The organism is Vibrio sp. TRT 29B02 (assembly GCF_050113655.1).
Taxonomy (GTDB): Bacteria; Pseudomonadota; Gammaproteobacteria; order Enterobacterales; family Vibrionaceae; genus Vibrio.
This window is the reverse complement of the sequence record NZ_JBNJOJ010000011.1, coordinates 1-13,421: the sequence shown is the minus strand read 5'-3', so window position 1 is coordinate 13,421 and position 13,421 is coordinate 1. Positions and strand designations below refer to the sequence as shown.

Annotated in this window: 11 protein-coding genes; 8 read left to right on the top strand and 3 right to left on the bottom strand. The window is 42.7% G+C overall.

Features of this window, described 5'->3' with window-relative positions:
• Positions 1-6 precede the first annotated feature (6 nt).
• Both ACQEXT_RS08520 and ACQEXT_RS08515 read right to left on the bottom strand, forming a co-directional pair.
• On the bottom strand, positions 7-1,110 hold the full coding sequence (locus tag ACQEXT_RS08520) for a hypothetical protein (protein ID WP_426951511.1): 1,104 nt from the start codon (positions 1,108-1,110) through the stop codon (positions 7-9).
• The gene (locus tag ACQEXT_RS08515) at positions 1,107-1,400 is read right to left on the bottom strand and encodes a hypothetical protein (RefSeq protein ID WP_426951509.1); all 294 of its coding nucleotides are present in this window, start codon (positions 1,398-1,400) and stop codon (positions 1,107-1,109) included. Before ACQEXT_RS08515 ends, ACQEXT_RS08520 begins: the two co-directional genes overlap by 4 nt.
• A 60-nt stretch (positions 1,401-1,460) precedes the next feature.
• Here ACQEXT_RS08515 and ACQEXT_RS08510 point away from each other — a divergent pair, with 60 nt between their 5' ends.
• From ACQEXT_RS08510 to ACQEXT_RS08500, 3 genes are read left to right on the top strand one after another with little or no spacing between them, the layout of a single operon-like run.
• Positions 1,461-1,901 (top strand): hypothetical protein, encoded by a 441-nt coding sequence (locus ACQEXT_RS08510; protein WP_426951507.1) that lies wholly within the window; start codon positions 1,461-1,463, stop codon positions 1,899-1,901.
• On the top strand, positions 1,898-2,863 hold the full coding sequence (locus ACQEXT_RS08505; protein WP_426951506.1) for a hypothetical protein: 966 nt from the start codon (positions 1,898-1,900) through the stop codon (positions 2,861-2,863). Before ACQEXT_RS08510 ends, ACQEXT_RS08505 begins: the two co-directional genes overlap by 4 nt.
• Positions 2,853-4,106: a toprim domain-containing protein gene (locus tag ACQEXT_RS08500; RefSeq protein ID WP_426951505.1), complete on the top strand. Its 1,254-nt coding sequence runs from the start codon at positions 2,853-2,855 to the stop codon at positions 4,104-4,106. The genes ACQEXT_RS08505 and ACQEXT_RS08500 overlap by 11 nt, the downstream gene beginning before the upstream one ends.
• A gap of 108 nt (positions 4,107-4,214) precedes the next feature.
• On the opposite strand, the gene ACQEXT_RS08495 is transcribed toward ACQEXT_RS08500, so the two are convergent.
• The gene (locus ACQEXT_RS08495) at positions 4,215-5,474 is read right to left on the bottom strand and encodes a hypothetical protein (RefSeq protein WP_426951504.1); all 1,260 of its coding nucleotides are present in this window, start codon (positions 5,472-5,474) and stop codon (positions 4,215-4,217) included.
• 574 nt (positions 5,475-6,048) lie between these two features.
• Between ACQEXT_RS08495 and ACQEXT_RS08490 the strand changes: the two genes are divergently transcribed.
• From ACQEXT_RS08490 to ACQEXT_RS08470, 5 genes are all read left to right on the top strand, one after another.
• On the top strand, positions 6,049-6,624 hold the full coding sequence (locus tag ACQEXT_RS08490; protein ID WP_426951503.1) for a hypothetical protein: 576 nt from the start codon (positions 6,049-6,051) through the stop codon (positions 6,622-6,624).
• Positions 6,599-7,615, top strand: a complete 1,017-nt coding sequence (locus ACQEXT_RS08485; protein WP_426951502.1) for a hypothetical protein — start codon at positions 6,599-6,601, stop codon at positions 7,613-7,615. Before ACQEXT_RS08490 ends, ACQEXT_RS08485 begins: the two co-directional genes overlap by 26 nt.
• Before the next feature lie 3 nt (positions 7,616-7,618).
• Positions 7,619-8,413, top strand: a complete 795-nt coding sequence (locus ACQEXT_RS08480; protein ID WP_426951501.1) for a hypothetical protein — start codon at positions 7,619-7,621, stop codon at positions 8,411-8,413.
• A 1-nt stretch (position 8,414) separates the two neighbouring features.
• The gene (locus tag ACQEXT_RS08475; RefSeq protein ID WP_426951500.1) at positions 8,415-9,749 is read left to right on the top strand and encodes a hypothetical protein; all 1,335 of its coding nucleotides are present in this window, start codon (positions 8,415-8,417) and stop codon (positions 9,747-9,749) included.
• Positions 9,750-9,775: 26 nt separating this feature from the next.
• Positions 9,776-13,421, top strand: a 3,646-nt coding sequence (locus ACQEXT_RS08470) for a hypothetical protein (RefSeq protein ID WP_426951499.1), incomplete at its 3' end; no start/stop codon positions are given.

Here is a 13,421-nt window from a genome sequence, read left to right as displayed (position 1 = left end):
GAAAACCTATAGGGAGCGTAGCTTTAATTGGAGAGCATTTAGTGACGTATTTGTGTACGCCGACTCTAATGTGAAGTATTCCAGCTGCAGGGAAAGCATTTGCATTTCACCAAGCATGCGTAAGACTTGTTCGCTCGATACGAGCTTCTTATCTGCCGAGGCTTTACGGTTCCAGTCGTGTTTTTGAGCGGGTGACAGCATCTCCCAATTTGATGGCAATTGATCTTTGTCGTTCGTGTTGGTCAGCAGTTTAAGAAACTCAGGGCTATTGTAGTAATCGACTCGCTCTTTCAGTTGAGCCATTAATGACGCTTTTCCGTCCGGAGTCGGTTCGTGCATCTGTTTAACCTTGGTCAGTGCAGAGTTAGCAACAGAGCGATAAACATGGCCAGTAGCCCAATCACTCATTCGTTTCGATGAATGCTTGTCAGTTCCATCAGGAAGAGAGCCGTCCGCATTGCGAGGTAAATTTACTGGTTCATCCATACCTAAAAGTAACGCGAATGCCACAGCATTTTCATCCCTGTTATCCGGTTGCATTGGAATGTCACTTAAACCCAACAATTGCGCACCGTCTAGCATCAAAACAAGCGCATCTCCATCCTTCTCGTTAATAGCCGTCGCAAGTTTATTGGTAACAATACCTCGCTGCTTAGCCACTCGACCACAGTTCAGGCCGGAGCCTCCAACGCCACAGTCCGTAATTTGAGCCTGTGTGTGCTCGAACATTGCTTTGGATACGGGGTTTTCACACACATTATCAAAAGAGTCAGCAAATGCTTTAACACGAGTAAAAGTTTCGCAAGCTGTTGGAGAAGTCGCGTAGCGTTCCTCAGAAGCAGCATTTGCTGTAGAGCTTACTGCTGTTGTTTGAGAGGAAATATTTGCACTAGCGAAATACTCATTTTTCATGGTCTCGTAAATGCTCAGTGCTTTGTCAGACGCCATCCCTGCAACCCACATGGATTTTTCCTCTGCCCAAAGAGCCGCATCTTTTAGCATCTCTTGGATGTGGAGAGCATTACCAGCAGGATCGGTACACACCACAGCAGAGGCTTGCGACGTAAATAAGCATGCCGATAATGCAATAGCTAAACTTCTTCTGTTCATAGTTCCAACCCGCTATCCAGCTGCATTTGCGCTGCCATTTCTTCCAGTTCAGCATCAGACATTGCACGGACTTTCATTTCATCAAAGTCAAAAATAGGCTGATTGAAGTTATGGACAAGCTCTTGAAGCTCTGGTTTTACACTCATATCGTGAAAGAAGGAAAGTTTAGAAAAGAAAGCATCGACGTTCATTACTTGTTCGGGATTAACTGAAGCCGAAGAGTTTTGAATCAGATTGCTAAGATTCTGCTCAACTAGCCCGCTAACACCTATTGAATCTGTAAATTTCATTCGTTAATCATCCGTGCTAATATCAGTATTAATATTATATATCACACTAACGGTTAAGTCATGCCCAACACCTTGAAGAAAGATTTCAGTGATTACATATCGTTTAAAGATAAATACATTGAGCAATATAGCTCAAGCACTCTCAATTACTTCCGGTCATTAGAAACACGAGAAGATTGGGCGGTTAAAGTCAGTGTTACTGAGTTACTAGCCACATTCGAAAAACTTCCTTCCGTTTGCAGAAAACCGTTTACAGAACATGATACAAAGCTTATCGAAGACCTCATTCGCCTACTGGCTTACCTTCCTTTTATAGACTCTATTACTGCTTTAGCATTTCTAGGTTTGGATAACGAAGACTATGGGTATGCCATTTATGAGATAGCCTTCCAGAGTGCATTAATTACCCCTCCTTGCGTCAACTCCAAGACAATTACAGATAGAGTCGCGGTCGTGAACAAAATAGCAATACTACAAACAGTTAATGGAAGAAAGATATGACTAAATGGATTCTCTTGGGTTTGGTTTTTCTATCAAACCTTTCTACAGCAATAGCGATGGATGAAAAGTGGACGCTTGAAATCAATAACGTTTGCGACAAGATCTCAATCAAGCTCCCTCTCCCATCACTCGATTATGAATGTGATTTGGATGATAAAAGCGGAAACCCGTCAAACTGGTTCAATCCATTCGAAACGTGCGAATTGAGTTTCGATATGATTGGCTTGCCATCCATTTCAGATATCACGGCTGGATTATCAGGCGCGATATGTGAGGAAATTCAAGAAGTGAAAGATAAGACTATCGATGAACTCATTGACGATGTAAACGAACAGATCCCTGATAACCTTACGGATGAGGTCAATTTGGGTTTAGACTTGAACGATGAGTTAGACAAAATTAAGAATGACGTTGGTGACGATTACAACTGGCGCGATGATGTTATGGCTCAACCTGACCAAAGTAATCAAACGTGCTATACAACTGACCCTGCAGGCAAACGAATAGCAGTCCCGTGTGAGATTGCTAAAAACCCCTCAGATCTCAATAAGTGCTACATCAAAAGCAATAACTATAGCAGTCCATTTGAGCCGATTGAATGTGGTCGCTACACAAAGCAAAGCGAACAATGCATTGTGCGCTGGGAGAGAGAAGAAGGAACTAATGTTCGCTATCCGGTTATTGGTGCCTGCACTGCTGAGCTGCGTTCGCTTCAACAAGAGGCATGTACTGTGAATGGAAAAACGAACTATTGTACCGAACTCTCGCTGGCGCAAAAGATTACACAGAACGAACGCATCTGTTCTGTTTATGAAGGTGGAAGCCGTAAAAATGTACCATGTAGTACCATTGAAAAGGCGTGTTATGGCCATCTCAACGGTAACTTCCAAGCCGCTTCTTGCTTAACATTCCACAATCAGCTATTCAACAACCGAGACCCATTTTCTGGTTATGAATGGTAGACGAATCATTATTTCTGAAAGCCCACTTGCCGCTAGCGCTATACAACGCGCTAGTGGTATAGATGTAATGGCAACTTATGGACATTTGTTTGATTACCAATACATCAACAAATCTATCGGTTTGGTAGCTAAAAACCCCAACTTGGTTAAACAAATAGCTCTTCAAAATAGTCCGGATCAAACGTTGATTATAGCTACAGATAATGATGCTCAAGGTGAACTGATCGCTCAGCATATTCAAGCCATAACCCCAAGAGCTACCCATCAGCGTATTCATATATCAGAGCTTACTAAAGACGGCATTCAAAATGCGCTTAGTAGACCAGTGCCAGTGAACCATCAATTAGCAAATGAAGGAGCGTATATAAGAATGCTCAATCTCAAACTCAGTAAGCTTGAGCCTAGAGGAGTGCTGACGACAACTAGCATAACGCTAGCGAAGAGCATCGAGGACAGAGGGCGATTAAACCAGCTACAGAATTACACCATTGCCCACAAAGGACAGGAGTACTACACGCGCTACCCTGAAGCTCTCGAAAAGAACTTAGATGCCGTTCTTCAACCACTACCAGCTGTAACCAGAAATCTTACCATGCTGGCTGCTTTTCAAAATATCACAAATATTCACAATGCAATGCAGGACTTGTATCAGGCGCGAAGGTTGTCATACATAAGAACAGACTCACCTGTGTTGCCACAAACTAACTTACTGTACAGCGAACACATATCTGAAACAGTCTTGGACTCTGCTCACTACGCCATCTACAACCTGACTCCTTATCAAAACGATATTGAACGATACGTCTACAAGATTAATGAATCAGCGGTATCGAATCGCCATCACGCTTTAGAAGTTCGAACGTCTTTAGGAAGCATATTAGCAATTGATGAACCATTACCAATAGGTGAGCTAAGGCCAGCCTGTGAGCTAATGCTGCACTTGTCGTTAGACGAAAATGCGTTTGCTTCGACGATTTCATCGGCTGCACAAAAGTACGAAAAGGTCTTTTTTACAGGCTCTTACCTTGATGACAGCTCTGTTTCTAGAATTAGATCTAAGGCTCAAAGATTAGTGCCTGATATTTATGAAAGGGGAATTAAAAGTATCATTGCCTCTGAAAATCCAATAACAGTAAAACACGTAAGCGAGCAAGAGATCGCACTAGAGAAAGTCGTACAGGACAGGAGAATGGAAACAAGCTTTGCACCTGACTCTGACGCAAACAACTTCATGGCTTATTAGAGTGGTTTTTCTGAAAAACACCTACAAACAAAAAAAGCCCTCTAGTTCTATAGCAACTTGAGGGCTTTTTTACTTCATTAGTTAGGTTATTTGGTGGTCCGTACCAATTTAATTCGCTGGTAAACGAGACACTATTTGATTCACGCCCATACCACCACGCACAGTGGAACCATCACTAAACACATAGAAAGGCGTTCCACGAGTTGTATAGAGGTCCATGACGATCTTCTCGCGCATTAAATTAGCGGTACAAACTCCATCTGTAGATGTCGTTTCTGCCTGCGGCAAGATGCTATTTGTGTACTTATAAGGGTTTTCCATTAACTCCCCGAACATCGCTTTTCGCTCGATAGGATCATCTGTCCCACAAGCCAGTGCATTATAGTTTTTCCCAAGAATGGAGTAGCCTTCTCCGTATGTGTAATCACCACTAGCTGCTTTAACTACATTCTTATACTCACCGCGCCCAAACGGTGCGACACGAACAGTTACACCTCGTGCGTTAAGCTCTTGGATATTTTTATGGTCTTTGACACAGATGCTACAGGTATAATCAGAGAACATAGTAATGACATCCTTTTCATTCTCTGCCTTATAAACAATGTACTGTGCATCATCAGTAAATGGCACTTTTGCTGCGGCATAGGCTTTACCACAAGTAATACGTTCCTCTTTATCCATGTAATAGAATGTCTGGTAGAGTTCTTTTAAATCATTTGCTTTGGTCATTTTTTCTAAGCACTGACGCTCTCCCTCCAACTGCTGACGTTGTTTTTTACTTATAGCAATTGAAGCCGTTAGATCTGCGCTACTCATGCTTGCTTGGGGTAGAATTACATTCTTCTCATCGATAGATGTCGTTGCAGACGTCTTGGATTCAGCAATACTTTCTCCCAATGACTGCGAACCCATTCCTAATTGACTTTGTGATGATGATAAGTTGGGACTTGGTTTCTTATTAGACGTACTCAAGAACGAATCGAGAGAAGATAGCTGAGAGTTCTTGATTTTCTGCTGCTTCTCATACAAAACGCGAATTTCATGCTTGATGATATCACTAACTAAAACATTATCGGCCAAAGTGATGACATCGCCATTAATGAGTACACTGCCAGATGTATCCGTGAAATACACCTTATCATCATAAGCGACCGAGAATAAATCACTACCGCTTACCTGCTGCACTAATACGGGGCGCCCCAATACCTCGGCTAACTGAATGCTTAATGATTCTACAGGAGGCACTGATGTGCTTCTTTCGGCAACCACAATATTATCGTTATCTATTGAATGCAGCTTATCGTCTGCATGCACGGCAGAAATGCTCAGTGCCACTAAAGATGCTGTAATACATATATTTCGTAACATACTAATCAACCTTTCGAGTAAGCAATCTTGGTGATTGGGATTGAGGGGGTGGTTGTCTTTTCATTCTGTGCATCCATCTCACAGATATGGACAAACGAACTATTGGAGAGTCTGTTTATAAATAATGGGGAGCAAGGGAATTTTAGAGCCAACCTATCGACCGTAGCCTTAGTTGTAGAGTGATTTCCGAAACTTGTACGTGTCCTAGACTCTCGTTCAACATCGATATCAAAATAGAGAACTAAATAGAACCCTTCCGAGTCAATCGAGAAGGATTGCCAATTAATACGTTCAAAGCCCTCCCAAAGCTTAGTCGGCACTCCGACGTATACATTCATTCCATCGATTATTAACCCAAAATGGCTTGATAGATGCTGGGAGATCACCAGCGACTTATCGCTCATCTCTATATCGTTTTGCAGTAAAACCGCAAGTGATATATCCGCTCGATTAAGTAATTTCGCATAGACAGCTGGTTTGTATAAAGCTGTTTTCCTAACCCTTGCTTTCATTTGAGATATAATACCAAAATAACTATAATGACTAAATATACACCAAGTTTCTAGGAATTGCGATGCTACTTACAAGGATCATGGAGACTATTGAACGCCTTGCTAAACACAAGCAAACAGACCTTTCATCACTCACTTACAAGAAGTTTCCTATAAAAGCTCCATATGGGAATGCCGCTCTTGAAATGGACGTGTTTGGGTTAGCTCAATGGTTTGCAATAACACAAAACAAATACATTCCTCACGCAGCACTCTTAAAAGTGAATGGCAAGGTGTTTGTGCAAGATGAGAAAGGGTTGACCTCATTTCAACGAGAGACTAACTCAAACTACTACAAAGCTTACAAGATGAGCGAAGTCAATAGTCAGCAACTAGACATCTACTTAGCTAGTGCGTTGTCCACTTTACTCTTTAACGGGGGCGCGCAAGTAACCACTCCTGTAGAAGTACGGTCACGCTTCGTCGAGCTGCCAAACGATGTGATCTGTATGAACGTAACTGCCTGCCAATATGCGTCGCTAAAAAACCCAAGCCGCTTAGCCCTTAATAAGCAACTTGACGTTGAAAAACACTTGCTTCCAGAAGCCCACCAGATTGAAAGTGAAATAGCATATGAACAAGATACGCCGAGTATTTAAAGCGACGTGTATCACCACCCTGATAACGCTGTCGCTACCAAGCAATGCAGTACTGTATTGGACTATCGTTGATCCGGTGCGCGATATGAACTGGTATCTAAAAGAAATCAAAGGCTACCTAATCGCTGCGGAAAGAAGACTAGCTAAAGTCGATAGGATGATCTCTGACAATCTGCAAACAATGATGGCGGTACGTAACAGTGAGGCAAACAACAGCGCCAAAATCACTTCAAGCACCACATCCATTTCCGCAACTCAAAACACCTACTCTGAAGAGCGTTATCATCCTACAAACACACCAGCATTGTGCTCAACATTGCAAACCTTTGGAGACCTGTTGGGACGTGACGAGGGTAAAGACGGGCCAAACGCTAAAGCACTTTGTAACCTAGGCTACCAAGCAAAACGTGATAAGTCTTCTAAGATGACGGCAAGGTTTCTGAAAGGCTCATTCGCTGATGGAGACTATTACTCGAAGAAAGTGGTATCTGCAGATAGTGATGAAAAAGAAATCATAGAGTCTATGGCCGATGATGTAATGCTATATGCCAAAACACTAACTGAATACACAACCATCAGCCAAGACGAGCTAGACCGACTCAGAGACGTTAATGACTTAGTATTCAATCAAGACGTCAGTCTTCCCCACCCTGCAACATTAGATCAAGAGTTATTCGCTGATAACGTCGAATCTAAGTTCAGCGAGTATTTCTTTACCAATACGTACAAAGCTTATATAGAGCGGCAGCTTACGGATAGGCGTTCAACATCGACAGCACATGCAATTGACGCACCTATTATAGAAGCCAACCGACCTGAAACGATTAAGGCAAGAGCAAAAGAACTGGCCAACGCAGAATACTCGTCTGATGCTTTAAGACTCCTTGCTTTAAACGAATCTAAATCTCTCCTTCAAAAATATCGACGACTTGACCTGATGCTTCGAGAGCAAAGCGCACTTGGTCTGCAACTTAAACAACAACTGAGGTGATCTATGGCGACTCAATCAACAGTAACCAAAGAGCATTTAGATGCTCTAAGCAATGAAGAGATAGAAGCGACGAAAGCAGATCTGGAAAAGGAACTTAGAGAAGAGCAAAACCTCCAGCACGAGCTTATGATGCAAGTACAAAGTAAATCGCTTAATCAAGCTTTGAGTGGAATCAAAATACCAAGACCTACAACTGTTATAAAAAACGATCCACAAGTACAGATGCAGCCTAGTCAGCAAAAGCTGGAGGGTGCCTCCAATATCAGTGCTCTGGCGGTTGCGACAGCTCACTTCCTGAATCAGAAGAGTCAATCTAAAAAAGAGAGCCCAACAACTGCACAGAGGTTAACGGAAGTAACTCAAAAACTCAGCACAGGCCGAGTAGTAAACTCGCTTGTCAAAGACAGTAAAAAACAGATCCAGACACTCATAGACCCTGACTCTTCACCGAAAGCCGTAACTGAAGCAGCTCGGGCACTTCAAGATAACATCACAACTATAAACCAAACTCTCAACACGCAAATTAAAGACCTTCAGTACGCTGACAAAAAAACGTTCGATAAGGCACAACGCAATTTAACTAAAGACGTCGGAAATATTAAATCGCTTGGCGATGATATTTCCAAGCATGCCGCGAAGCTGGAGACCAGAAACGCCGAGCTATCCGATGAACTTAAAGTGGAGTTCCATTCTCTCGGCGACAACATCAAAGAAACTGCTCATAGTATTGGCAATGCAATCAAAGAGATAGCAAACAAGCTATCCCCTCAATCCCTTGGTCTGAAGGTGGGAAGCTAAGATGGCTAGTACTATAGAGTATCAAAACGAAATCACGCTTGTTCAAAAGACGCAGCGTGAAGATGTGCTGAATTGTCTTAGAAAGTCAGAAAAACACTATGACGCTATGCGCTTCTTTGACAGGCTTAATGGAGCTAATTTAGAAGAGGTACTGAAGTTCTATCAAGTAGATCTTGGAGAAAATGCTAGCCTAGATCAGTTAGTAATTGCTGAACATGTTCCAGTGCAGAAAAAACTAGTGATTATGTCAGTTATGAGGGGGTATCCGAGCCTATATGATGGCACTGACATAAAAGCATGTACAGATATTGCAATGAACCCTGTTCTGAAAAGCTTGCTAGAGACCTTAAATGTATCAATCGGCTTAATTGGTGAAGTTCCATGCATCACGATTGGTTCTGTAGATGGCATTGAGTATCTCGATACCAACCAAAATAACCCTCACTGCCCTATTAACACCTTCTTACAGTTGAAAAATGCTGAACGAATATGCGTGAGCATCCCTCCTGAACATGTACGACGGATGATTGATAGGCTGAATAATATCGAAGTAGAAACAACGTACAATCTCAGTAACAAGCCTGAGTTGTTCAACCTGTTCGAGAAAGCAGTCAAACAGTCTATTTATCAATTCAAGGTTGTCATTTGCAAAGCAACCAAAGGCATTATCTCAGTCAAAAGCGGATACCAAAGTATCGATGCTGAAGCTAAATCGATTCTATCCTGCAAAAGTGCATCGTATGAACTAAGAATTATGGCCGAAAGCTCTTTGTACGCGCAAAAGGAGCATCAACCATATACGTACATAGAGTATAACGAGCAGCGTTCTTTAGCATACACCTGTGCGAAATACGAGTCCGCAGCCATTGAAATCTTAGAGTGGAAACTATTGCCGGTTATTGAAGATGAGTTTTCTAGAAAAACCTCAGTAACGGACGAAAATGTGACCAAAGTGATCACGCTTATGATGGAAGCAATTGCTAAAAATAGCCCCATTATTTTTCCTCTGCCAAAAAGCTATAACGAAGGCCGAATTATGTATGCCGCTGTGGATGAATTACTGAAAAACTCCACCGAAGATATTGCCACAATAAACTCAAACAAGTTTGCATATCATGGACAATTTCTCGTGGCAACATCAATGCAAGACGAACAAAGCGTACAGTCATGCTTACCAAACACCCCAACATTATTTGGGTCTATTGAAACGACACAAGACATAAACATTGTCGGTCTGTGTATTGAGCACATGATCCAAGTAGTGGCATTCACCAAACTACCAATAGAGCAATTGCCTAGCAGTTATAAGCAATTCATTAAGCAAATAGCGCAATAACTCGCGTCACTCGCAGAGGTTCATATATGACAGATTTAAACATGAAGCAATTCTTAGAAAACGTAATTAGTGGTAAGAGCAACCGACGTTTTGCAACCATGGATGGAAAAAATTCAGTCCATATCCCCTTACTCGTTCGTTCCAAGCAACCCAAGACGCTGTTTATGTACAGCACGAACTACAATGATATTGCCGCTAGCGATAAGAACAACACAAACCCTGTACGAATTCAGCTCCAAAATCTAGTCAAAGGCGCGATGATTTACTCTGTTTTTCAACAGCTGGGAAAAGACGAACCGCTGGCGCAAAAGCTGAACTCGTCAATTAATGCCTTCTTTAATGGGAGAGGCCAGCAAAAACGCTTCAGTAGCGAGCTGGAAACTGAGGTTAATGAAGCGTGGCGAAAGGCCATTGAAAGCGATGAAGCTAACCTCATCACCAAGAATGCAAGATTAATGATCGACACTGCGATAGAAGAGATGAATGCTGGTGGCGACCTTAAAGCAGCAAAAGTAAGTATTTCCGACGCGAAGAGCGCAGCAGACCTATTCGTTAAATCCTTCGAAGTCAATATCATGCATAGCGCGAATACACCACTTACTCGCAATAACGAAATCTCTGCGATGTTTAGTAATACAGGTGAGAAAGTACAAGAGTTTATCAATCAGCGTTTCGGCAGTACATTTGACCAACATTACTTAAGGATGTTGTTAGTCGACAATGCTAACGCACTGCAACATCTAGGCGATAAGATCAATATTGATATGTCTGTAATTGCTGCAGACATCCCTTTTAGGCAGGAGAATGAGAGCCAGTCTCCAACCAACTCAATCCCTTCATCAGTATATCGAAAAGCCCGAGTTAACAATAAAAAAGGGGTTCGTGGGAAAATTAGTGCCTACATCAAACGAGATGAATCATTTGGTGAATACGGACTCAGTCACTTAATCGTTAACGTAACAGAGCATGATGGCGCTGAGCACGTCAACTACAACGAGTTTCTCTTCTCACATACAAGTAATCCACTAGATGGTTCTTCCACAAATGAATTAACGGCCTACCTTAAGACAGAAAATGAAGTTCAGCCCTATTTTACGCCCGAAAGAGCGCTGCAGCACCTAGAAGAAGAAAAGCTAAGTGCTGAACGAAGAGCAGCGTTTGAGGCACAAGTGATAGAAGAGAATGCAGTCAAACGAGCAGAAGCGTTTTCTGTATATAACACTCTTCAAGACGTAACCAATGCAGAACAACTCCAAGATACCTACTTCGGAAAAGCAAATGTCGCTGAGTTGGCTGTGAAATATATCCACGGCCTTAAAGTAAGTCCTGAAGGCAACGTCTGGCTCCCCCTTGCAAATGTGATCGAAAACAAACCTGTCGAAGAAAACATAGAAGCATTTCAAGAGCTTCTAGCTAACAAGCCCGAATGGAGCAGTACGAATAAACTATTTCAAGGACTTGGTGATGGCTATAAGCACAAATGTTCAGTCACGCTTGGCGACCCGAAAACAGCTAGTATCATCGGCACGTCAGAGGGAGTCAAGAACGGCCTAATACAAATGGAAATGGCTAAACAGAGAGGTATTGAACTAGCCATAGTCTGTGCTTTGGATGTAGGAAACTTAACGTCAGCTGTGAAAAAAATCATAGACGAGCACCCTACAAAGCCCATAGTCAACTTCGCAGATAATGACCTTTTCAACAGTGACCAGCAAAGGCGTTTTTTAAGGCATGAGTTAGAAGCGCAAGGGATCGAGCCAAATGGCAAAAACACCAACATTGGTATGGATAAAGCTATTGAAATCCACCAAGCGGTCAATTTGCCATACATTGCCTATGATTTTGAGAGTGATGTTGAAGGGATGAACTTACTCAATTTCCAGCAATCCCAAAAAGGCTCGGACATTGACGACCTTCTAAATGCCGTACAACAAGAATTGGCAAATAATGGAGTTGAAGATAGCCAGCAAGAAGCATGGCGTCGTGTAACAGACCTATTTGAAAACAAAATTGAAAGCACCATGAAATTCAGTGTAAGTCCGCACTGGACTAAAGAACGACAAAAAGATTTTGGCTGGTGCCCTTCCCTTGAAAACTTGTCTGAGCAACGCCTACCTAACTACTACCACATGAAAGAGTCTATTGGCCACGCACAGGAAGTTTTTCAGAAAAACTATGGGATGAAATACGACGTATACCAATCAATGGTCCAAACTCGACATTGGTCGCCTTCCAGCGAAGAAATGGCATCAATGGTTGTTGCTGACGATACGATTGAACAATACGAAGACGCGATCACACAGCACATCGAAAATATTGAGAACGGTGTGGTTGAAGTAAATGAGAATTCAATAGAAAGTGAACCAATGACTGAGTTGGATGCACAGTTAGGGTCACTTATTTCTCCAACTATTGATGAGAAAGTAAACAAGGTAGATGCGAAGATAACTTCACTCACTCGTCGAATTCACAACCTTGAGCAGAACATGGACAAATACCCTATTGCCAAGTTCGAAGAGCGCATGGAAGTCAATTCGACTGCACTAGACAGGTTATATGATGAGAAAGCCCGATTACTTGGAGTCAGCGCAAACCAAATAAAACGAGAAAGAAGCCTAAACAAATACTATGACAGGTCAATTACAGAATCCAATGACCCACTTGTTATTAATCAAGGCAAAGAAAATCTCCAATTTGAGTCTCTTGAAAACGCTCAATCTGCTGATGTCAAAGAGGTAGATAGCCAAAGCCTGCTAAACGACGTGTTCAAACAAGTCTATGACAACGACGACTCCCCTTCTAACAATAATCAGGGGATAGTCGATCTATTGCATGCATGGGCTGAAGATCAAAAAGCTGAACTTGATGCGCTACTAGAAAGTCCCCACGATGACGTGAATAAGCAATTCTCTGCATTTAGTATTGGCATTGCTGAATTAGAGCAGCACCTGACGGGAATTGAAGATAATTCCGAGAGTTTGGTATCTGGCTCACTTAAAACTAGTACTGAATATTCAAAGTACTTCGTTCACTTAGAAGCGTTAAAACAGCAAGCCGACGAAACTCTCAACGTCAACTTTGACGAACAAGCAAGAGCTGCGATTGATTCGCTTAACATCCAACCTGAACCCGATTGGACTCCTAGTAACAATGACTGGGCTGATGGATTGATGATGGATGCAAGTCAGCATGAGATGGCAATGAATGAGAGCTTTGATGGACAACATTACGATACGGACAATTTTGCTCACTTCTTTGATTCGGATACTGAGCAGCCGGAAGCAGTGACACCAGAGCATGAGGTCGCAGAACATGCAGAAGCTCCTGAGAGTGAGCCTGAGCAACCGGAAGCGGTGACACCAGAGCATGATGTCGCAGAACATGCAGAAGCTCCTGAGAGTGAGCCTGACCAGCCGGAAGCGGTGACACCAGAGCATGATGTCGCAGAACATGCAGAAGCTCCTGAGAGTGAGCCTGACCAGCCGGAAGCGGTGACACCAGAGCATGATGTCGCAGAACATGCAGAAGCTCCTGAGAGTGAGCCTGACCAGCCGGAAGCAGTGACACCAGAGCATGAGGTCGCAGAACATGCAGAAGCTCCTGAGAGTGAGCCTGAGCAACCGGAAGCGGTGACACCAGAGCATGATGTCGCAGAACATGCAGAAGCTCCTG